The organism is Micromonospora sp. NPDC049374, assembly GCF_040677165.1.
Classification (GTDB): domain Bacteria; phylum Actinomycetota; class Actinomycetes; order Mycobacteriales; family Micromonosporaceae; genus Micromonospora.
Window position 1 is genome coordinate 405,139 of sequence record NZ_JBFAQH010000004.1, and the last position, 22,466, is coordinate 427,604.

The window sequence follows — 22,466 nt, forward strand, 5'->3', positions numbered from 1 at the left end:
CGCATCTCAGCGCCCGCCCAGCCCGGCGGCGGCCAGGAACTCGCCGCGGTAACGTGCGTCGTCGCGCGGTACGTCCAACATCGTCGAGGCGGTGGTGCGCGCGCCGGCCGCCTGGACGCCGCGCAGTGTCATGCGCAGGTGCTCGGCCTCGATCACCACGCCCACCCCCGTTCGGCTCCAGTTCCCGGGTGAGCCGGTAGGCGATCTGCACTCGGGGGCGGTCAGCAGGTCGGCATCGGGCCGGGCCATCCGGGCTGGCGTCTCGTGCAGGCTCTCCGGGCTCAGGTCGACGCACAGCGCCTGGAGAAAGGCCGCGGCCCCGATGTTGCTTGCCGGGCGGGCCCGTACGACGTATTTCGCGGTGATGGTCATGCCCTCTCCTCGGGAGCCGGTGCCGGCCGGGCGGCCGGCAGACCGTTCCAGGTGTCGTGATCGATCTTGCGGAGTCGTTCATCCTCGTTGGACTCGACGCGGGCCATCGTGTAGCGCAGCAGCGGCGGCGCCATCAGCGAGGTGACGATGGCGACCAGCACGACGATCGTGTAGGTCGCGGTGTTGAGCACACCCAGGCGCAGGCCGGTGAGGGCCACCACCACCTCTACCACCCCCCGGGAGTTCATGCCCGCGCCGATTGCCAGGCCCTCCCACCGGTTCAGGCCGCTGAGCCGGGCACCGGCGTACGCGCCGGCGAACTTGCCCACGATGGCGATGGCCAGCACCAGCACTGCGGCGAGCGCGACCCGTGGCTGGGCCAGCGCGGTCAGGTCCATCCGGAACCCGGCCGTGGCCAGGAAGATCGGCGCGAAAACGCTGAGCGTCACGGTGCGCAGCGCCGCGAGTTTCGCCTGGTTCGCTGCGCGGGGAAGCCCGACCAGGATGCCGGCCACGAAGGCGCCGAAGACCGGCTCCATGCCCAGCGCCTGAGTGATGATCGCACCGGAGAGGACGAAGACGACGGCGGCCACGATGCTGGGGCCGGCCTCCGGGCTGCGGTCGACGAACCGCATGGCCCGGCGCACCAGCGGCCGGCCGACGAGCGCGGCGAGCACGACGAACGCGATCAGGTAGGCGATCGCCTTCACCACGCTGCCCGCGCTCAGCCCGACGGTCGCGGCCATCGAAACCACCGCCAGCAGGAACCAGGCGACCGCGTCGTCGATGGTGCCGGCGGCCAGCGTCAGCTGACCGACGTCGCGGTGCAGCAGGCGCATGTCGGAGAGGGTCTTGGCGATGACCGGGATGGCGGTCACCGCCATGGCGACTCCCATGAAGCCGGCGAAGACCAGCGGGTCGGTCACCACCGACCCGCTCAGCCAGTTGGCCAGCAGGTAGCCGGTGCCGAGACCGAGGACCAGCGGCAGCAGCAGGCCGGCCAGGCTGATCCGCGCGGCGGTGGCCTTGCGCCGCCGGACCATGGCGACGTCCAGGTGGGTGCCGGTGAGTCCGACCAGCAGCAGGACGCCGATCTGGCCGACCGCGTCGAGCAGATTCATCTGCCCCGGGTCGGTCGGGAAGATCCAGGCGGTCACCCCGGGCAGGAGGTGGCCCAGCAGCGACGGTCCCAGGATGACGCCGGTGGCCAGTTCGCCGACGATGGCGGGCATGCCCACCCGTTCCGCGAGGCGGCCGAGTAGCTGGGCGACCAGCAGTAGCACGGTCACCGCCATCAGGAACACCAGGAGGGAATGCCCGCCGAGCGCTCCGGGCGGCGCGGACAACGTCATCTCGCGACTCCTCCGGTCAGACCGATCACTTCCCGGACCAGGACGGCGTCCGCTTCGCCACGAAGGCCTGGATGCCCTCGACGGCGTCGGCGCTGTGCCGCCGCCGGTCCTCCCAGCGGTAGTCGGCGCCAAAGGCGTCCGGCAGCGGCAGGTCAACTGAGCGGAGCGCGGCCTCCTTGATCGACCGCACCGACAACGGCGCGCTCGCGACCAGATCGGCGACCCAGCCCGCCACGCACTCGTCCAACCGCGCGGCCGGCACCACGTCGTTGACCAGCCCGTACGCGTGGGCGGTCGCGGCATCGAAGCGCCGGCCGGTGAGCAGGTAGCCCATCGCCGCTTTCGGAGGCATCTGCCGGATCAGCCGGAAGACGCCGCCGGCGCCCGGGACGAGCCCGAGGCGTACCTCCGGAAGCCCGAACACCGACCGGTCGGAGGCGACGATCAGGTCGCAGGCGAGGGCGAGTTCGAAGCCGCCGCCGAGTGCGTACCCGTCGACCCGCGCAACCACCGGTTTGCTGAAGTCGAACCGCTCGGTGAGCCGGGGCCAGCCGGGCCGGCCCCGGCTGCCGAAGGATGATGCCGGGACGCCCGCCGCGGTGAGGCGGGCGCTCTCCTTGAGGTCCTGACCCACCGAGAAGGCGCGGTCCCCCGCGCCGGTCAGCACCGCGACCCGAATCTCGTCGTCGGCCTCGATGTCGTCCCAGATCTCGGCCAGTTCCTCGTGCATCCGCAGGTCCATGGCGTTGAGCACCTCGGGCCGGTTCAGCGTGACCCGGGCGACGTGGCACGCCTTCGCGTAATCCACGGTCATGCCGGGCGCTCCGCGAACCGGCCGGTCTTGGCCAGCACGTCGGGGGCGTGGATGCGCAGCGCCTGCTCCAGCGCGAACTCCGCCAGGTATGCCCGCAGGTCGTCGACAGACTCCTCGGCCACGTTGATCATCCGCCGGTTGGCCACGACGGCGTCACCGGCCAGCCGGGCCAGTGCGGCCTCGACCGCCGCGTCCATCTCGCCGGACGGCACCACCTCGTCGACCAGCAGGCCGGCGGCCGGCTCGGTGGCCTCGATCTGGCGGCCGCCGAGAATGACCTGGCGAGCCAGCCGGGCACCGCCGATCCGGGCGAGGCGCAGGTTGGCGGCGCCCGGCACGATGCCCTCCTGGGCGGCGGGCAGGCTGAGGTAGGCATCGGCGGCGGCCAGCACGTGGTCGAAGACCATCAGGAGCTGGCATCCGCCGCCGATCGCGAACGTGTCGACGGCGGCGACCCACGGCTTCTGCATCGGCGGCAGCCACCGGTCCAGATCGTCGTCGGCCAGGCCCCGGGCGAGCTTGTGCAGGTAGCCCAACTCGCGCCGGAGCAGGAACCCGGTCAGCGAGATGCGGCCGGCGCTGATGCTCTTCAGGTTGATCCCGGCGCTGAACACCCGGCGGCCCTGATAGCGGGGATGGCTCATCTCGCCGCCGCGCACCAGCCCGATCCGCACCGCCGGGTCGAGCAGGGCCAGGTCGACGGCGGTCTCCATGTCGTCCACCTGCTGCTCGTCTTCGGCGTTGAGACAATCCTGCCGGCACAGGGTCAGCCGGGCCACCCCGTCGCGTCGTTCCAGTCGCACCGCCTCGGTCACCAGCAGCCCAGTGCGCCGGAACTCGGGAAGCAGCCGCAGTGCCCGGTCGGTGGGCCGCAGCATCGCAGTCATCAGGTGCCGCCCAGACGGCGCCGACCGCAGGATCGCCCGCAGGAAGATACCCTGGTCGATCTCGTAGCCTTCCTTGTCCGCCTGGGCCCGGGACCGCTCCACCGCCAGGTGCGCGGCCGTCGGCACCAGCCCCGGGAACGCGTTGGCAGCGGCCTCGGCGAGCTCGTCCAGCCGCAGATACCGGGTACGGCCCCCGGTGATCTCGTCGTAGACCTGATCGGCGTACGCGTCCAGGAAGCGCGCCCGCAGGCGGCGGGCCGCGTCGTGCGCGGCCGCCGCCTCGGCTCGTTGCTGCGTGGTGCGCCGGGTGGGCAACGGCAGCGCAGCCAGCACCCGGTCGACGTGGGCCGCGGCGTCAGCCAGGTGCACCCAATAGGCGGCGATGCTCCGCGGCAGGGCCGCCGTGGTCATGAGACCACGACCCGGCGCAGGGCTCGGTCGCAGGCGGCCAGGTGCGCACCGAGCGCCTCCTCGAAGCTGCGCTCGGTGGCGTCGGCCATCAGTTGCCGCCGGATCGCCAGCTCCTTGCCGGTCAGGCCGGCCACCGCGGTGGCGACCTCGGCCAGCGCGTCGTCCGGCTGGTCGACGACCGCGTCGAGCAGGCCGGCCGCGGTGGCGGCCCCAGCGTCGACCGGCGTGCCGAGCAGCGCCGCCCGGCGCAGCCGTCCACCCTGCCGGGCGAGCCGGTACAGCGCCATCCCGGGCCAGGTCGCGTCGGCGCTCACCGACACGACGAGGCGGGTGCCCGCGACGGCGATCCGGATGTCGGTGGCCAGCAACAGGTCGAGCGCCGTGCCGCCGCAGTCGCCAGCGCTGACCGCCACGGTGACCATGCCGAGCCGCTCGAACCGGCGCACCGCCCGTTCCCATTTGGTCAGCAGCCCGACGCTGACGTCGCGGGTCCAGCCCGGCTGCGGGGCGCCGGAGACGTACACCGTCAACATGCCCGCGCCGTATTCGTCCTCGGCCCGATCGCAGACGGCCAGCACCGCCTCGACGACGGCCGGCGAGACCGGCTGATGTCCGTCCACGTGCAGGACCAGATCGCCGACTCCGGCTGCGGTCACCACTGGACCAGCGCCGTCTCGATCGTCGAACCGGGACCCATGGTCATCAGAACTCCGTAGTCGCCGGGGCGGGTGACGCCCTCTTCGACCAGCCGCTCGTAGGAGAACAGGAACGAGCCGCTGGATACGTTGCCGTACTCGCGCAGGACGCGGGTGGTGTGCCGGACGTCGTGCCGGGTCAGCCCGAGGTTGACCACGACCGCGTCGATGACCTTCTTGCCGCCGGAGTGCACCAGCCACTGCGCGATGTCGCTGCGGCGCAGGCCGGTGCCGGCGAGCAGACGGTCGATCACGGTCTCGGCGTTGGCGCCCACGACGTACGGAATCTGCGGGTCGAGGAAGAAACTGAACCGGTCCAGGTCGCTGTCCCAGTCGTAGCGCATCGCGTCGATCGCGTCGGTGATCAGGAAGCTGGCGAATTTGAGGATCCGCGGGCCCGGACGGGACTCGCCCGGCCGGTCGCTGACCAGTGCCACGGCGGCCGCGCCGTCGCCGAAGAGGCTGTTGACCACCGAGGTGCGCATGGTGCCGTCGAGAGCGTACGCCGCGGAGCAGGCCTCGGTGCACAGCACCACGCCCAGCTCGCCGGGGTGCGCTGCGGACCAGCCGGCGACCACGTTGAGCGCGTTCAGACCGGCGTTGCAGCCCATCCCCACGATGTCCGAACGGCCGCAGTGCGGGTCGATGCCGAGTTCCTTGATAAGCAGCGCGCTGAGGCCGGGGGTGAGGAAGCCGGTTGACGTCACGCAGCAGAGGTGGCGCAGGTCGGAGAGGGCGGCACCGGCCCGCTTGAGGCAGGCCTGGAGGGCCTGACTGCCCATCTCGATGGCGAGGCGGCGGTGTTTCGCCAACAGCTCACCCTGCGGCTCGGGACGGCGCAGGCCGGTCGCGTCGGGTTCCGGCAGAGTGAGGCGGCGCGTGTCGATCGCACTGTTCAGGTAAACCGACCGGACCCGGGGGTCGTCGATTCGGAGCAGTTCCAGCAATTCAGGTTGGGTGACCATCGCTCCGGTCACCGCGGTGCCTACCCCGACAATTCTCGAAATGGCGGGCGGGACCCCGGTGGATACCGAATCGCCGGGCTTCTCGAGGGTGGCCGTCATCGGTACATCCACCCCCACATCCGGCGCTTGGTACGAATGAGCTCCTTGACCGATGCCGCAGACATCCCGACCTCCGAGGAATGTGAAGAACCCTGACCCTGCGACCGTAAGGAGGCACCTCAGAAAACGTCAAACGCCTGTCCAACCGCCCATCAGGCGTTGAAGTTCGGCGCGGCTGAGCACATTTAATTTGAGATACACCTTGGTTCGATGCTGTTCCACCGTGCTCACCGTGCTGGAGAAACGCTCGGCGATCTGCCGGTTGGTGTGGTCGCCCCGGTCCAGGCTGGCGCGGATCACGACCGACAGCGGCAGGCCACCACCACGCCCCACGCGGGCGGCGGCACGGCGTGGAAAACTTCCTGGACGCGGCCCAGCGCCGCCATACTGTCGCCGGCGCTCAACAGGGCCACCGATTCGATCGTCCAGATCATCACCCGTCGCATCGGCGCCCGGTGAATCCACCCCAGCTCGCCCTTCGCTTCGGCGACAAGAAGCTGGATGGCGATCGATCAACTGATTCCCGGACTGTTCAACCGGGGCCCGCACGCCGGTTGAACAGGATGGCTCGGCCGGTCACCGCACCGCGGTCCCGGCCTTCAGCTGACCCCACTACTCGTCGCCGGGCACGCGGCACCAGGATCCGGAGACCGACAGCCCGGCCGCGGATGGGCTTACCTAACGACTTGCGGTGCGCCGTCGAACACCCCGCGAGGCGTTTCCCATGTCAGCCCGCCACACGTTGTCCCGGACCGACCGGGTGGCGAGATCGGCCCACAGATCGGCGAACTGGCCGGCCAGGTCGGCCACCACGTCGGTACAGTGCGGCGGCACGTTGTCGACGATGTTGTCCCATTCCTCGGCCCAGCGGGCGTGCAGGGTCAGCAGCCGGAGCAGATTGCGCCCGGTCTCGGAGTAGCGCAGCGCCGGATCGGCCATCAGCCGGTCAACCAGGGCGGAACGGTCGATCGCCGACGCCGACGCCGGCCCGCCGCCGGAGCGGATGAGATTCAGCGGCGGCTCCCGGTCGCCGCCGGGCGGCGCTGCCGCCGGGGCGGCGCCCCGAGGCCGCCGGGCCGGAACCACTTCCGCGCCACTAAGCAGGCGGTTGCGGACATCGCGGGCCGTCTCCGGGGATATCGCGGCGGCCTTGGCGACCTGCCGGAGGGACATGTTCGGGTTGTCGGTCATCAACTGGCCGGCCAGCCGACGGCCCGCGCTGCTGTCCAGCGGACGCACCCGGCCGTCCTGGCCGATCCGGCTGGCGTCGGGCGCGGCAGCCCCGGCCACCCGCCGGCGGATGTAGCCAACGGTGCCCGGCGAGATGCCGGCCACGGCGGCGACCCGGCGGTCCGACCACTGCGGATAGAGGGTGGCGATGCGCTCCGCCGCGCGTTTGCGATCGGCGAGGGCGAGCGGCAGGCCGTGAGCGACGTTGAGCGACACCGACAGCACGAACGCCTCGGCCTCGGAACCATCAAAGAATCGCCCGGTGATGGAGGTTTCGCCGCGCTGGAGCGCCGCCCGGACGCGGTGGGCGCCGTCGATGACACGCATCGTCGGCCGGTGCACCACTATCGGCGGCAGATCACTCTGCGCGGCCACCATGTTCTGAACATGGTCCGGACACGGGCCGGCGAGCCGGGGGGATCCGTCCAGGCACAGCGCACTGATATCCATTCGGACCAGGGGTCTACGGCTTAATTCCTCTTCCTCGGCTGACAAATGAACTCCAAGGCTAAGACGTATGTGTTCGAAGCGGCATCCGGAAACACACGAGAGCCAGGTGCGAGCGGCATGGATCAGACGGCCGAATGCAGAATCGTTCCGGCCCCTTGGATAAGACAATGTGAAAGCGACTCGCTTAACTACCCCCCAGGACCATGCACTTCTCCCCCGCGGTCGTCACGCGCTCTGTTTGATTCCATCGCGCACTGGGTAACAAGGATTTAATCGGCCCGAAGATAACATCGACCGAAGACGATCACAACCCTTGTCGGAAGGGCGACAGTGATTCCTAACCGCTCACCCTGGCCCGGAATGCTGCTTTTGCTGCTCTTCCGGACGCCGATCCGGCGGAACTGCCGAATTCCGGCAAATAGAACAACCGACTAGCTAGTAACCTACCGGAATCTCCTCGAATTCGCTCGGCGGCTCTGCCAGGACCAGCCCCATGAGACGCCGACCTCAGAGGGCGTTGTGGTACCTCGACTTTATTATTCGCTGACCGTGTCAGCGAAAATCACGAGTGTGTCGTTTTGTCTGCAAACCGACGTACGAGTCGTCGCTGACAGATCCGCAGGCGACGGTGATCGAGCCACTGCTCCCGTAACGGGGAGCACACGGGGTTGGACGGCTGCCGCGCTATCCGCGTCGGTTGGTCGACTGCCGCCAGGCCGTGCCGGTACTTAGCACGTAAGACATGGTGTCAGGAGCGCGCCGGGGCGAAGCTGGTCCAGGCCCGGAGTAGCCCTCCAGTTACCTCACGCCTTTTCAGGCCGGGCGGGTGGTGCGCTGCTCAAGTTCCTCGGCGATCTGAAGCCACTCGTCGGCACAGGAGCGGGCCACATTGGCGAGGATGTAAGCGCAGTGCGCCGGCACCTTGTGCTCGACCTCGGCCCACTCCTCCGCCCGGATCGCCCGCGAGTGCACCCACCGCAGCACGGTCCGGCCCGATTCGGTGAACCGCAGCGACGGGTCGCTCTGCAGTCCCTGGAGCATGCGCGAGACCGCCTCCCGGACGGCCGGCTTCTCCCGGCGCTGACGCACCTGCGGCAGCGGGTCCTCGCCGCGCTCGAGCCGCAGCCGCACGTCGCGCACCGTCGACGGCGAGACGCCCACCTCGCGGGCGATCTCCCGCAACGAGGCCTCGGGACGCTGCTTGATGAGGGCGTACGCCCGCAACCGACCCACGCTGTTGTCCACTGGGCGCACGCGGCCGTCCCGGCCGGTGCGGGCGGTGACCGACTCCACCTCGGCCTGGTCCTGCATACGGCGGCGGATGTTGCCGACGGTCCGCGCGCCGAGGCCGACCGCCACCGCGATGGCCCGGTCCGACCAGGTCGGCTGCGAGGCGATGATGCGTTCGGTGGCCAGCGCCCGGTCGCCGATGGACAGCGGCAGGCCGTGGGTAGTGTTGGCGGTGACCGCCAACACGAAGGCCTCCTGCTCGCTGCCGTCGAAGAAGCGGACCTCGACCCGGTCGTCGCCACGCAGCTTCGCCGCCCGCAGGCGGTGCATGCCATCGATGACGCGCATGGTCTCGCGGTGCACCACGATCGGCGGCAGCCGATCCTCGATGGACGCGAGCATCTCGATGTGGCCGATGTCCTCGCCTGCGCGCCGCGGTGAGTCCGCCGGCCGTAGCGCGGTCACCGGCAGCCAATGCGAATCGTGGCTGTCGCTGGTTCGCATCGCTTCCCGCTCCGGTACGACATCGTCGTCGAACGCCGAAGCAACCGTCCGAAGCACTGTCCTGTTCATTGTTTCAGCCATGCTGAGCTCCCCCGAGGCACAGTTCAATCCGCCGAGCCGGGTGAATAGTAAGCACGGGGGACAGGGCCTGCGACGGTGTCCGACTGTCCAAGATGAACGATCACCGGCCGTTCATACGGATGCCTGCGGAAATGATTTGGAAACCTGTGAGCAGTCGGACAAAGGTCGGCCAGACGGATAATGTCCAGTCGCCTTTTGGCCACAACTTCCACAGACGTTGGTGCAGGGCCAGGATGACCTGCACGATCGCGGTGGCGCGGCGAGGGCAGTAGCGCAGTTTGCTCAGCAATCGCCAGGTCCTGGGGGTGGCGATGGTGCGTTCATCGAGCGCACGGATGGGGGCATGGGATCAATTCACCATCAATTCACCGCCTTCTCCTGCGGGACACGTCTCTATCCTGCTCAGGATGCTGCGGGACGTCTCGGCATGCACCACCCGCTCGACCGTGCTCGGCCGGCCGGTGGAGCTGCCGGTCGCCGCCGCGCCGGTGGCCTGTCAGCAGCTCATCCACCGCGACGGTGAATCGGCCGTCGCCCCGGACGACGCGCGGCAGGCGGTCGAGCACGGCGTCGACGCAATCGTGGTGTCCAACCACGGCGGTCGCCAACTCGACGACGCGGTTGCCAGCATCGACGCGCTCGCCGACATCGTCGAGCCGTCGGCGGCGAGCGCGGCGCGCGGCGGGTCCTGCGGCTGATGCAGGCCGAGCCACACGACGCGACGGGCCTCGCCGAACGCGTCGACGTCGCCGCCGCCCGCCGGCCCCCCACCGTCCGTTCGGCGGCGGGCTGGCGTCCGACCATCGATCTCGTACGGTTGGACACCCCGCCCGCCCGCCGCGGCCTTCGCTGACCGGGTTTGGTGCTCACCCGGCTCAGTCCCGCCGCATCGGCCGCAGCGCCGGCCGTTCCGAGCGCGCGCCGAGGTGACCCACCAGCAGCGCCACGGTCGGCGCATCGAAGAGCACCTGGATGTCCACCTCCACACCGAGCGTGGCCCGGATCCGGGAGATGAGCCGCACCGCGAGCAACGAGTGCCCACCCAGGTCGAAGAAACCGTCGTCCAGCCCCACCGAGTCGACGCCGAGGATGTGGGCGAACGCCTCGCACAGCTTCTCCTCGTCCGGTGTTGTCGGTGCCCGCCGGGTCACACCGGCGCCCACCGCGCTCGGGGCGGGCAGCGCGTTGCGGTCGAGTTTGCCGCTGGCGGTCAACGGAATGGCGGTCAGGACGACCACCGAGGCCGGCGCCAGGTGGTCCGGCAGGCGCTGGGCGACGAACTTGCGGACGGAGGAGACCAGCTCGCCGTCCGCGTCGGTGTCGCCGTCGGCCGCCACGATGTAGGCGACAAGCCGTTTGTCGCCGGCGTTGTCCTCCCGGGCAATCACCGCCGCCTGCACCACCGCAGGGTGGCTGCGCAACGTGTTCTCGACCTCGCCCGGCTCGATCCGGTAACCACGCACCTTGATCTGGTCGTCGGCCCGGCCGACGATCACCACCTGCCCGTCGGCGGTCCACCGCACCAGGTCGCCGGTCCGGTACATCCGCTCGCCGGTCCCGAAGGGGCAGGCGACGAACCGCTCCGCCGTCAGGTCGGCCCGGCCCACGTAACCGCGCGCCAGCCCGTCACCGGAGACGTACAGCTCGCCGACGACGCCGACCGGCACCGGTGCCAGGCCGCCGTCGAGCACGAACAACCGGGTGTTCATGATCGCCGTGCCGGCCCGCACCACCTCACCGGTGAGCCCCACCGCGGTCAGTTCGGTGGTGGCCACACCGATGGTGGTCTCGGTCGGACCGTAGTGGTTGAAGACCTTCGTGCCATGCTCCGCGGCCGCCGCCAGCAGTTCGCCCAGCCAAGCTGCGGGCGCCGCCTCGCCGCCCAGCACCAGCGACCGGGCCGGCAGGATGCCGTCCATGCCACGGCCGGCCGACAGCGCCATCAGGTGTGACGGGACCGCCTTGACGCAGTCGATCCGGTGCGTCACCAGATAGTCGGCCACCGCGTCCGGGTTCACCACCGCGCCCTCGTCGAGCACGTGCAACTGGCCGCCGGTCATCAGGCTGACGAAGACCACCGTGTTGCCCAGGTCGGTGACCTGCGGCTGGAAGAGCCCGTACCGGGTGCCAGCGCCGGACCAGCCGAGCCGCGCCGATGCGCTGATCACGTAGTTCGCCAGCGATCCGTGCGTCACCGCGACGCCCTTGGGGACGCCGGTCGAGCCGGACGTGTACATCACGTAGGCCAGGTTGCGGCCGTCCACCGGCACGTCGGGCACCGATGCCGGCGCTGCGGCGAGCACGGCCCGCACGATCGGATCGTCGAGCGCCACCAGCCGGACCAGGCCCGCCGGCAGGTCGTCGAGCACGTCCTCGACGCCCATCAGCAACGTCGCCCGGCTGTCGGCCAGCATGAACGAGATCCGCTCCACCGGCAGCGCCGGATCGACCGGCAGGTACGCCGCACCGGCCTTCCAGACGCCGAGGATCGCCCCGATCATCTCCACCCCGCGCGGCAGGCACAGCCCGACCACCGAGTCCACGCCGACACCCTGCTCGCGCAGGTACCACGCCAGGCGATCGGCCCGGGCGTCGAGATCCGCGTAGGTCAGCTCCACGCCGCCGGACACCACTGCGACGGCGTCGGGAGTGGACTCGACGCGATCGCGGAACATCTCGCCGAACGTCGCCGCCGGTACCGCCGCGGTGGTGTCGTTCCAGCCGTGCAGGACCAGCAACCGCTCGGCCGGGTCCAGCACCTCGACCTCATGCAGCCGCAGGTCGGGCGTCGCGGTCACCACGTCGAGCACATGCGCGAACCAGCCGACGATCCGCTCGACGGTCGAGGTGTCGAACAGGTCCGCCGAAGCGGTCACCGCGCCGTACAGCCCGGCCGGGCGGCCGGACGCGTCGAAGGTCTCACCGACCAGCACGTCCAGGTCGAACTTCGCGGCCTGCTTGCCGGCGAACAACGCAGTCGACTCGACGCCGGCGAACTCCGGGGTGTCGTCGGTCGTCCGCCCCGCGGTCATCGGGTTGAGGATCGTGAGGATCACCTGGAAGAGCGGGTGCCGGGCCAGCGACCGGGACGGCGCGAGCTCCTCCACCAGCCGCTCGAACGGGACGTCCTGGTGCGCCAGTGCACCCAGCGTGGCGTCCCGCACCCGGGTCAGCACCTGCCGGAACTCCGGGTCGCCGGTGAGGTCGGTGCGGATCACAAGCGAATTGACAAAGCAACCCACCAGGTGGTTGAGGGCGTCGTCGGTGCGCCCCGCCACGGCCGACCCGATCGGAATGTCGGGACCGGCGCCGAGCCGGGAGAACAACACCGCGAGCGCCGCCTGGAGCACCATGAACGGGGTCGCGCCCTCGGTCCGGGCCAGATCCACCAGACGCTGGTGCACCTCCGCCGGGACATGCACCGGCACGCTGTGCCCGCGGTGACTCGCGACCGCCGGGCGGGGCCGGTCCACCGGCAACGCCAACTCCTCCGGCATGCCGGACAGGGTCTGCCGCCAGTAGTCGGTCTGCTGCGACATCAGGCTGGCCGGATCCTCCGGGTCACCGAGCAGCTCCCGCTGCCAGAGCGCGTAGTCTGCGTACTGCACCGGCAACGGCTCCCACAGTGGCACGTTGCCGTGCTGCCGGGCCGCGTACGCCGCCGACAGGTCCCGGACCAGCGGGCCGATCGACAGCCCGTCGTCGGCAATGTGGTGCAGCACCAGGACGAGCACCCGATCGTCCGGCGCGACCTCGAACAGCCAGGCCCGGATCGGCAGTTCGGCGGACACGTCGAACTCGTACCGCGTCACGCCGACCACCGCGTCGGACAGGTCGGCGACGGCGAGCGCAACGGGCGAGAGGTCGGTGGCCGGCTCGACCACATCGATCGCCAGCGACGGCAGGTCCGCCATCCCGGCGAAGCTCGGGAAGCGCAAATCGGTGTGGGTGCGCTGGTTCGGCACCCGGGTCAGCACCGAGGTGAGACCGGCCGGTTCGATGATCTGCTGATAGGGCTCGCCCATGACGGACGGAAACACCGTGCGCAGCGACTCGTGCCGGACGATCACGTCGAGCAGCGCCTTGTCCAGCGCGGCCTCGTCCAGCGGGCCGCCGAGCCGGATCACCATCGGCATGTTGTAGCTCGGGTTCGAGCCCTGCAACTGGCCGAGGAACCACAGCCGCCGCTGGGCAAACGACAGCGGGATGCGCTGCGGCCGCTCGGTCGCACGCAGCGCCAGCCGGGCGCGGTCCACGTCGCCCACCGCGAGCCAGTGCGCCAGCCCGGCCACCGTCGGCGTCGCGAACAGTTGCCGTAGCGGCACTTCGACGTCGAGCACCACCCGGATCCGCGACACCAGCCGCACAGCGAGCAGAGAGTGCCCGCCGAGCCGGAAGAAGTCGTCGTCGACGCCGACCCGCGTGAGGCCGCAGACCTCGGCGAACATCGAGCAGAGAAGTTCCTCCCGTACGGTCGCCGGGCCGCGTCCGGACCCGGCGTCGTCCGGGTACGTGGGTGCGGGCATCGAGTGTCGGTCGAGTTTGCCGCTGGGGGTCAGGGGCAGCCGGTCCAGGATGACCAGCGCCGCGGGGACCATGTAGCCGGGCAGTCGCTGCGCCAGGTACTGGAGCAACTCGCCGTCGGTGAGCTCGGAGACAGCGTAGGCGACGAGTTGCTTGTTGCCGGGGGTGTCCTCACGGACGATGACCGCGGCCTCGGCCACCTGCGGGTGGGCGGCGAGCAGTGCCTGGACCTCGCCGGGCTCGACCCGGAACCCGCGGATCTTCACCTGCTCGTCCGCGCGCCCCAGGAACGCCAACTGCCCGTCAGCCGTCCACATCACCACGTCGCCGGTGCGATACATCCGCTCGCCCGACCCGAACGGGCACGCCACGAACCGCTGCGCCGTCAGCCCCGTCCGCTGGATATAGCCGCGGCCAAGGCTCGAGCCGGCCACGTAGAGCTCACCGGCCACCCCCACCGGAGACGGAGAGAGAGTGCTGTCCAAGACGTAGGCGCGAGTATTGCGGATCGGGGTACCGATCACCGGCTCGTCGCCCGGCGCCAGCGGCTGCGAAGTCGCCGCCGCCACAGTGGTCTCGGTCGGACCGTAGCCGTTGAAAAACGCCCGACCCGCCGACCAACGACGAACCAACTCCGGACCCAGCGCCTCACCCGACGAGATCAACGCCGTCACCGACGCCAGATCCGTAGACTCCAGCCGCGCCAGCACCGCCGGCGGCAGACACGCGTACGTGACCTGATGCCGCTGCACCACTTCCGCCAGACCCGCGCCCGGCAACAACTCGTCCGCCGACGCGACCACAAGAGTCGCACCCGAACACAACGAATTGACGACCTCCCAGGTCGCCGAGTCGAACCCGATCGACGCGAACTGCAACACCCGATGCCCCGGCCCCGCACCCATCCGCTGCTGGAACGCCGCCGCCAGATTCACCACACCGCCGTGCGTCAGCGCCACACCTTTCGGCACACCGGTCGACCCCGACGTGTAGATCACATAGGCGAGGCCACCCGAGGAAACCTCCACCGACGTCTCCGGCCCACTCACCACCGCCGGATCATCCAAACGGACCGTCGCCACACCCGGCACCTCGACACCCGAGGTCACCAACAGACTCGCCCCACTGTCGGCGACCATGAACTCGATCCGCTCCATCGGGTAACGCGGATCCACCGGCAGATACGCCCCGCCCGCCTTCCACACACCCAGCACCGCGACCACAAAATCGACACCACGCTCCAACAGCAACGCCACCACCGAGTCCGCGCCCACCCCACGACCACGCAGACAACCCGCCAGCCGACTCGCCCGAGCGTCCAACTCCGCATACGTCAACTCGACGCCATCACCCACCACCGCAACCGCATCCGGCGCCCGCTGCACATGAGCCTCGAACAACCCATGCGCGTTCATGGCCGTCTCCGGCTCAGCCGGCACATTCCACTCAACCAGCAAGCGGTTCAACTGGGCCGAATCGAGGACGTCGACCAAGTGCAGCGGCGTGGCCGGTCGGTCGTCCACCGCGGTGAGCACGGTCGCGAGTGCAGTGCTCAGGAGCCGGCCCACCTCGTCAGGGTCGATCGGCGCGATCGCCTGCACCCGCAGGCTCAGCCCGCCGCCGCCGAAGTCGTCCGCGGCCACCGCCAGCGGGTAGTTGGTGCGGTCGTGGACGCGCACGGTGCGTACGCCCTCGACCGCCCGGTCCCAGATGTCCTCGCCGTCGCGGTCCCGGTCCTCGTGCTCGATGAAGCGGTAGTTGAACAGCGACGTGAACAGCGGCGTGTTCTCGCCGACGCCGCTGGCCTGCTGCGCGGTGGCGAGCGGCGCGTGCTCATGCTCGACCAGCGCGGCCAACTGGGCGCGCATGCCCTCGATCGCGGCCCGCACGCCGAGGCGGCCGGTCTGCACCCGCACCGGAAGCGTGTTGATAAACGGACCGACCACCCGGTCCGCGCCGAAGCCGGCGGTCATCCGCCCGGACAGCACCGTGCCGAACACGACGTCGTCGCGGCCGGACAGCGCCGCCACGACCCGGCCCCAGGCGACGTGCAGGACCGTCGCCGCGCTGACGCCGAGCCGCCGGGACACGTCGCGCAGCCGGTCGACGACGTCGTCCGGCACCGCCACCACCCCGGTCACGGGGTCCGGGCCGTCGCCGCGGACGTCCATCAGGCCGTACGGGGCGGTCGGCTCCTCGACGTCGCCGAGCAACCCGGCAAAGAACCGTTCGTGTTCCGCCTGCGGGATGCTGCGGGCCCGGGCGACGAAGTCCCGGAACGGCAGCGTCGGCGGGAGTTGGTCGCCGCGCCCGGCCAGGATCTCCCGCAGCTCGCGCATGAGCACCTCGGTGCCCTGCTGGTCCTGCACGATGTGGTGCATGCGGAGGTACGCCAGCCAGCAGCCGCCGCTGGACTCGGTGAGATGCAGGTCCATCAGCGGGGGCCGGCGCAGGTCCATGGCTGGGCCGGCCAGCTCGACCAGCCGCCCGGCCGGATCGGGGTGGTCGGCGTCCAGCACATGGGTGACCACCGGCAGGGTGGCCGTCCGGCGCACGACCTGCACGGGCTCGGGCAGCCCGTCCCACACCACCGCGGTGCGGTAGACGTCGTGCCGGTCCACCAGGTGCTGGAGGGCGTCCACGAGCCGGTCGAGCACCGGGCGCGACGTGAACTCGAGCATCCAAGCCGTGATGTACGGGTCGTCGCCGCCCGCGGCCAGCAGGTGGTGGAAGAGCAGGCCTTCCTGCACCGGCGCCAGCGGATAGACATGCGCCACGTCGCCGCCGACGGCGGCCACCGCCCGCTGGAGGTCAGCTTCGGACAGGCCGAGGAGGAGATCGGCCGGTACGGCCACCGGCTCGGCCGACGCGGCCCGGGCCAGCCCGGCCGGGGTCGGCGCCTCGAACAGGGCCCGGATGGTCAGCTCCACGCCGAGCCTGGTGCGGACCTGCGAGAGCAGCTCGACGGCCAGCAGCGAATGTCCGCCGAGTCGGAAGAAGTCGTCGTCCACGCCAACCCGGTCGCGGCCGAGGACCCGCGCGAACACCTCGCACAGGACGGCCTCGCGCTCGTCGGCCGGCGCTCGGTCGGCGTCCAAGCCGGTCACCTGGGCGGGTGCGGGCATCGAGTGTCGGTCGAGTTTGCCGCTGGGGGTCAGGGGCAGCCGGTCCAGGATGACCAGCGCCGCGGGGACCATGTAGCCGGGCAGTCGCTGCGCCAGGTACTGGAGCAACTCGCCGTCGGTGAGCTCGGAGACAGCGTAGGCGACGAGTTGCTTGTTGCCGGGGGTGTCCTCACGGACGATGACCGCGGCCTCGGCCACCTGCGGGTGGGCGGCGAGCAGTGCCTGGACCTCGCCGGGCTCGACCCGGAACCCGCGGATCTTCACCTGCTCGTCCGCGCGCCCCAGGAACGCCAACTGCCCGTCAGCCGTCCACATCACCACGTCGCCGGTGCGATACATCCGCTCGCCCGACCCGAACGGGCACGCCACGAACCGCTGCGCCGTCAGCCCCGTCCGCTGGATATAGCCGCGGCCAAGGCTCGAGCCGGCCACGTAGAGCTCACCGGCCACCCCCACCGGAGACGGAGAGAGAGTGCTGTCCAAGACGTAGGCGCGAGTATTGCGGATCGGGGTACCGATCACCGGCTCGTCGCCCGGCGCCAGCGGCTGCGAAGTCGCCGCCGCCACAGTGGTCTCGGTCGGACCGTAGCCGTTGAAAAACGCCCGACCCGCCGACCAACGACGAACCAACTCCGGACCCAGCGCCTCACCCGACGAGATCAACGCCGTCACCGACGCCAGATCCGTAGACTCCAGCCGCGCCAGCACCGCCGGCGGCAGACACGCGTACGTGACCTGATGCCGCTGCACCACTTCCGCCAGACCCGCGCCCGGCAACAACTCGTCCGCCGACGCGACCACAAGAGTCGCACCCGAACACAACGAATTGACGACCTCCCAGGTCGCCGAGTCGAACCCGATCGACGCGAACTGCAACACCCGATGCCCCGGCCCCGCACCCATCCGCTGCTGGAACGCCGCCGCCAGATTCACCACACCGCCGTGCGTCAGCGCCACACCTTTCGGCACACCGGTCGACCCCGACGTGTAGATCACATAGGCGAGGCCACCCGAGGAAACCTCCACCGACGTCTCCGGCCCACTCACCACCGCCGGATCATCCAAACGGACCGTCGCAACACCCGGCACCTCGACACCCGAGGTCACCAACAGACTCGCCCCACTGTCGGCGACCATGAACTCGATCCGCTCCATCGGGTAACGCGGATCCACCGGCAGATACGCCCCGCCCGCCTTCCACACACCCAGCACCGCGACCACAAAATCGACACCACGCTCCAACAGCAACGCCACCACCGAGTCCGCGCCCACCCCACGACCACGCAGACAACCCGCCAGCCGACTCGCCCGAGCGTCCAACTCCGCATACGTCAACTCGACGCCATCACCCACCACCGCAACCGCATCCGGCGCCCGCTGCACATGAGCCTCGAACAACCCATGCGCGTTCATGGCCGTCTCCGGCTCAGCCGGCACATTCCACTCAACCAGCACCCGCCGGCGTTCGTCCTCGGTCAGGAGGCTCGTGCTGCTGACCGGCTCGCCGTGCGCCGCGTCGGTCAACGACTGCAATGCGGCGGCGAACCGGTGGGAGAGCAGCTCGGCGTCGGCTTCTGCGTACCGGTCGCCGTTGACCTCGGCCTCGACGTGCAGCTCGGCCACGCCGGGCCGGTCGTAGACGTTGACCCGCAGGTCGTGGACCGGGCCTGAGCACAGGGTCCGGATCGTGACGGTGCAGTCGCCGAACCGGCTCGGGTAGTCGAACGACATGACGTTGACGCTCAGCTGGAACAGCGGGGCGGTGTCGACGGCATTGCGGTCACGGAGCATGTCCTCGTAGCGGTATCGCTGGTGGCGCAACGCGGCCAGCACGGTCCGGGAGGTGCGGGCCACGAAGCCGGCACGGGACTCCCCCGGGTCGATCCGGAGCCGCACCGGCATCACGTTCGCGGCCATGCCCAGGGTGGCGAACTCGCGGGCGGTCTCCCGGCCCAGGGTGGGGACGCCGAGCACGATGTCGCGCTCCCCGGTGAGGCGGAACTGGTGCAGGGCGCCGGCGGCGATGGCCAGCCCGCCGATGCTGGTGCCGAGCCCGGCCGCGGCGGCGCGCAGGCCGGCCGCCACCGGTCCGCCGATCAGGTGCCGGTGCCGCGCCACCGCGCCCGGCAGCCACCGGCGCCGCCCGGCCGGGAGGGCGCTGTCCGGGAGATCCATCAGCTCGCCGGACCAGAACTCGCGGTCGCGGGCGGGCCGGCTGGACTCCCGGTACTCGCGGTCGGCGTCGATCAGCACCGAGAACGGTTCGGTGCCGCCGGCCGGGGACAGCCCGGCCAGGGCTTCGTACGCGTCGGCCACCGCGGTCGCGAACAGGGCGAGGCTGTACCCGTCGACGATGAGGTGGTGCAGCCGCTGGTACCAGAGGAACCGCTGCGGACCGAGCACGAACAGGACGTGGCTGCACAGCGGGGCGTCGAGCAGTTCCATCCGCTGCCGGACATCGGCGCGCATCGCGGCCTCGGCGGCCGCTCGCGGGTCGGGTTCGGCGCTGAGGTCGACAAGCACCGGGTCGACGACGTCGCCGACGTACTGCCGGGGAACGCCGTCTACCAGCCGGATCCGCAGCCGGCATGCCTCGGCGCCGGTCACCGCGTGGCGCAGGGCCGCGATGAAGGCGGCCACGTCCAGGTCGCCGCGGATGTCGGCGTACTCGGCGACGTTGAACGCGACGTTGTCCGGTTCGAGTTGCTGGGCGTTCCAGACACCCCACTGACCGCTCGTCAACTCGCGCAGCTCACCCATCACCGGTCCCCAAGCCCACTCGTGTCGTGCGTGTCCAGATATGCGCGCCCGGCCCGGTCCAGGTCCGTCGCGGACGCCCCCAGGCCCCGCAGGTTGCCCGCCAGCGCGGCGATGGTGCGGCTCTCCAGCACCGCCAGGTAGGGCACCTCGTGGCCGAAGATGCTCCGCAGCCGGTGCGCGATCTTCATGGCCACCAGCGAATGGCCGCCGAGCGCGTAGAAATCGTCGTGCACGTCGATCGGCCGACGCCGCAGCGCGGTTTCCCAGCAGTGCACGAGCACCGCCTCCAGAACGTCGTTTTCCGGTTTGGCCATCGGAGCAGCCTTTCGATGCAAGCGGCGGTGGATGTGCGTACGAGGGCGGTCAGAGCCCGAGCTCGCGGGCGATGATCTGGCGCTGGATGTCGGACGTGCCGGAGAAGATCGTTCCGCCGACCGCGTCCCGCAGCGCGGCCTCGAAGCCGTGCTGGGTCAGATAGCCGCGACCGGCGAGCACCTGGACGGCGTCGGTGGCGCCGGCGACGGCGGCCTCGGAGACGGCCAGCTTCGACAGCGCGGACGCCAGCGCGCCGGGCTCGTCGCGGTCGAGCAGCCAGCAGGCGCGGTACAGCAGCAGCCGGCTGCTCTCCAGGCGGAGCTTCATCTCCACGATGCGGTTGGTCACCGACTGGAACTCGGTCAGCTTCCGCCCGAACTGGCTGCGCTGCTGGACGTGCTCGATGACCTGCTCGACGAGCCGTTCCTGGAGTCCGACGTAGAGCGCGAACAGGCACGTGCGCTCCCAGCGCATCGACTCCTGGAACACGACCGAGCCCTGGCCGCGTTCGCCGAGCACCTGGTCTCCGGGCACGAAGCAGTCGGTGAACGTGACCTGGCCGGCCGGGCACGACTTCATGCCGAGCTTGCCGAACGGCTCGCCCACTCCGATCCCGGCGGTACGGCGCTCGACCGCGAACGCGGTCACCGCGAAGTGCCCGGCCGCCGGGTCGGTGGTGGCGTAGGTGACGAGCACGTCGGCGAGGGGCCCGTTGCTGACGAAGCTCTTCACACCGTTCAGCAGGTAGCCGCCGTCGACCGGGGTGGCCGTGGTGGCCAGCCTCGCGACGTCAGAGCCGGCGTCCGGCTCGGTCATCGCGTTGGCGGCGACGGTACGCCCCGCGCACATGTCCGGCAGCAGCCGCTCCTTCAGCGGGGCGTCGCCGAATTCCGCGATCGGCATCGCGCACGCGAAGAGGTGGGCGGCGGCGGCGAAGACCAGGCCGGTGTCGGGGCAGCCGCGGCCGAACGCCTCGAACAGCAGCGCGGTATCGAGAGCGCCGTGACCGCCGCCGCCGAACTTGGGTTCGACGCTCGCGCCGAGCAGCCCGAGCTCGCCCAGCGCCCGCCAGTCCGCGGGTGCGATCCCCGGCGCGCCGCTCTCCGGCGCGAACCGCTGCCGGGCCGCGGCGAGGGCGGTGTCGTACCGCGCTCGTTGCTCGGGTGTCCAGCCGAACTCCATGAAGCCTCCTAAAACACCCGCATGACGGCGCCGGCGATGTTGACGCCGGGCCCGACACCGAGCAACAGCACGTGGTCGCCGGGCCCGATCGCCCCACCGGCCAGCAAATGGTCGACGGCGATGACGTGGTCGGCCGCGCCGGCGTGACCCACCGTGCTGCCGAACTGCCACGTGGTGTCGTCGAGCTTGATGCCCAGCGGTCCGAGCCGGTCCTCGACGACCTCGCGGCCGGCATGGTTGAACAGCACCCGGGCCACCTGCCGCAGGTCGACGCCGGCCTCGTCGAGCAACCGGTCGACCAGCCCGATGAACTGCTGCACGAACTCCAGCCCGCTGCCCGGCCCGAGGCCGCCGGATGCGGCGAACTCGGCGAACCGCGCGTCGAAGTCCGGTGCGCGCCCGGTGCTCGCGTCGGCCGGATGCAGCGGCGTGGCGCCGCGGTGCATGCCCTCCAGGCCGGACAGCGTCACCGAGCCGACTGACAGCACCTCGGCGATGCCGTGTTCCCGGCTCAGCACCAGCGCCCCGGCGCCGTCGGCCATCACCAGGCCGGGGTTGCACCGCCAGCGATCCAGCGTCGGCGAGCCGAAGTTGTCGGCGGCCACGACCAGCGCGTGCCGGCCGGCCGTAGCGGTGCGCAGGGCGGCGTCGGTCAGCGCGAGCGCACCGAACATGCCGTTACAGCCCTGCCGGATGCCGGCGGCGAACACGTGCCCGGCCGCCAGGTGCCGTTGGAGGTACGAGTGCGGGAGCCAGCCCTCCGGACCGGAGTGGTAGACGTCGACGTAGAGGAGATGGCTGAGCGACGCGGCCGGCGTGCTCGCGTGCTCGAGCGCGGCGCGGGACGCCTGAAGCGCCAGGTCGACGGCGGGCACGTCGCCGGCCACCGCGATGCTCACGAAGCCGGACGACTCGGCATCCTCCGCGTCGTACCACCCGGCGGCGACGGCGTCGGCGACCGCGACCCGGTCCGGCACGCATGCGCCTATCCCGTTGACGAACAATCCCCGCGTCCGCATGGCCGGAACACTATCTTCGAGTCCCCCGGAAACCGAGTGCGGCGCTAAACACCGAAGGGGCCGGGAATCTCCCCCGGCCCCTTCCACAACTCGCTGCTAGTTGTTTTCCATCGCAGCAATAAGGCTCTTGGGCCGCAGATCGGTCCACGACTTTTCGATGTAGTCCAGACACTCCTGGCGTCCAGCCTCGCCGAAAACCACGTTCCATCCGGCCGGCACGTCGAGGAACTTGGGCCAGAGCGAGTGCTGGCCCTCGTCGTTGACCAGGACCAGATACGAAGCGTCGGGATCCTCGAACGGATTCACCACCGTACCCGCCTTTCCATCTTTGATCCGCAGACGCCGCGTCTGCGCCGTCATACTCCCCCGACGGGTTCGCCGTGCGCCACACCGCGCAACCGACGCTTCGCCGCAGTTGGACACCCATTCTGGACAGCCGCCGGACCGCGGG

The 22,466-nt window shown here is 70.6% G+C and carries 14 protein-coding genes and 3 pseudogenes; 2 read left to right on the forward strand and 15 right to left on the reverse strand.

Features of this window, described 5'->3' with window-relative positions:
* Window positions 1–6 precede the first annotated feature (6 nt).
* From AB0J93_RS10165 to AB0J93_RS10210, 10 genes and pseudogenes are all read right to left on the reverse strand, one after another.
* Window positions 7–372, reverse strand: coding sequence for a GTP cyclohydrolase I (locus AB0J93_RS10165; RefSeq protein ID WP_363920184.1), 366 nt, complete (start codon window positions 370–372; stop codon window positions 7–9).
* Entirely contained in the window at window positions 369–1,724 is a 1,356-nt protein-coding gene (locus AB0J93_RS10170) for a cation:proton antiporter (protein ID WP_363920186.1), read from the reverse strand. The genes AB0J93_RS10165 and AB0J93_RS10170 overlap by 4 nt, the downstream gene beginning before the upstream one ends.
* 25 nt (window positions 1,725–1,749) lie before the next feature.
* Window positions 1,750–2,538, reverse strand: a complete 789-nt coding sequence (gene dpgD / locus AB0J93_RS10175; RefSeq protein WP_363920188.1) for an enoyl-CoA-hydratase DpgD — start codon at window positions 2,536–2,538, stop codon at window positions 1,750–1,752.
* A complete protein-coding gene (dpgC, locus tag AB0J93_RS10180; RefSeq protein WP_363920190.1) occupies window positions 2,535–3,836 on the reverse strand; it encodes a (3,5-dihydroxyphenyl)acetyl-CoA 1,2-dioxygenase DpgC in 1,302 nt (433 codons plus the stop codon). Before dpgC ends, dpgD begins: the two co-directional genes overlap by 4 nt.
* Window positions 3,833–4,492, reverse strand: coding sequence for an enoyl-CoA-hydratase DpgB (gene dpgB, locus AB0J93_RS10185; RefSeq protein WP_363920192.1), 660 nt, complete (start codon window positions 4,490–4,492; stop codon window positions 3,833–3,835). Before dpgB ends, dpgC begins: the two co-directional genes overlap by 4 nt.
* Window positions 4,489–5,496 carry a 3,5-dihydroxyphenylacetyl-CoA synthase DpgA gene (dpgA, locus tag AB0J93_RS10190; protein WP_363920194.1) on the reverse strand — a complete coding sequence of 336 codons (1,008 nt, stop codon included), beginning with the start codon at window positions 5,494–5,496 and terminating at the stop codon, window positions 4,489–4,491. The genes dpgB and dpgA overlap by 4 nt, the downstream gene beginning before the upstream one ends.
* A gap of 228 nt (window positions 5,497–5,724) precedes the next feature.
* A complete protein-coding gene (locus AB0J93_RS10195) occupies window positions 5,725–6,060 on the reverse strand; it encodes a LuxR C-terminal-related transcriptional regulator (protein ID WP_363920196.1) in 336 nt (111 codons plus the stop codon).
* A 213-nt stretch (window positions 6,061–6,273) separates the two neighbouring features.
* Window positions 6,274–7,203: a ParB/RepB/Spo0J family partition protein gene (locus AB0J93_RS10200; protein ID WP_363920198.1), complete on the reverse strand. Its 930-nt coding sequence runs from the start codon at window positions 7,201–7,203 to the stop codon at window positions 6,274–6,276.
* Window positions 7,204–8,088: 885 nt separating this feature from the next.
* Window positions 8,089–9,090, reverse strand: coding sequence for a ParB N-terminal domain-containing protein (locus AB0J93_RS10205; protein WP_363920200.1), 1,002 nt, complete (start codon window positions 9,088–9,090; stop codon window positions 8,089–8,091).
* Between the two features lie 220 nt (window positions 9,091–9,310).
* Window positions 9,311–9,448 (reverse strand): annotated as a pseudogene (locus AB0J93_RS10210) (IS5/IS1182 family transposase); the annotation flags it as partial.
* A gap of 40 nt (window positions 9,449–9,488) precedes the next feature.
* On the opposite strand from AB0J93_RS10210, the pseudogene AB0J93_RS10215 reads away from it, so the two are divergent.
* Window positions 9,489–9,563: pseudogene (locus AB0J93_RS10215) on the forward strand (hypothetical protein); the annotation flags it as partial.
* Between the two features lie 57 nt (window positions 9,564–9,620).
* Window positions 9,621–9,743, forward strand: a pseudogene (locus AB0J93_RS10220) (alpha-hydroxy-acid oxidizing protein); the annotation flags it as partial.
* Window positions 9,744–9,965: 222 nt separating this feature from the next.
* Here AB0J93_RS10220 and AB0J93_RS10225 read toward each other — a convergent pair.
* The 5 genes from AB0J93_RS10225 to AB0J93_RS10245 form a co-directional block, all read right to left on the reverse strand.
* Window positions 9,966–19,499: an amino acid adenylation domain-containing protein gene (locus AB0J93_RS10225; protein ID WP_363920202.1), complete on the reverse strand. Its 9,534-nt coding sequence runs from the start codon at window positions 19,497–19,499 to the stop codon at window positions 9,966–9,968.
* Window positions 19,499–19,813 carry a phosphopantetheine-binding protein gene (locus AB0J93_RS10230; RefSeq protein ID WP_363920205.1) on the reverse strand — a complete coding sequence of 105 codons (315 nt, stop codon included), beginning with the start codon at window positions 19,811–19,813 and terminating at the stop codon, window positions 19,499–19,501. The genes AB0J93_RS10225 and AB0J93_RS10230 overlap by 1 nt, the downstream gene beginning before the upstream one ends.
* A gap of 49 nt (window positions 19,814–19,862) precedes the next feature.
* Window positions 19,863–20,996: an acyl-CoA dehydrogenase family protein gene (locus AB0J93_RS10235; protein WP_363920207.1), complete on the reverse strand. Its 1,134-nt coding sequence runs from the start codon at window positions 20,994–20,996 to the stop codon at window positions 19,863–19,865.
* Window positions 20,997–21,004: 8 nt separating this feature from the next.
* Window positions 21,005–22,015: a ketoacyl-ACP synthase III family protein gene (locus AB0J93_RS10240; protein ID WP_363920209.1), complete on the reverse strand. Its 1,011-nt coding sequence runs from the start codon at window positions 22,013–22,015 to the stop codon at window positions 21,005–21,007.
* A 96-nt stretch (window positions 22,016–22,111) separates the two neighbouring features.
* Window positions 22,112–22,324 (reverse strand): MbtH family protein, encoded by a 213-nt coding sequence (locus AB0J93_RS10245; protein ID WP_363920251.1) that lies wholly within the window; start codon window positions 22,322–22,324, stop codon window positions 22,112–22,114.
* Window positions 22,325–22,466: the final 142 nt, after the last annotated feature.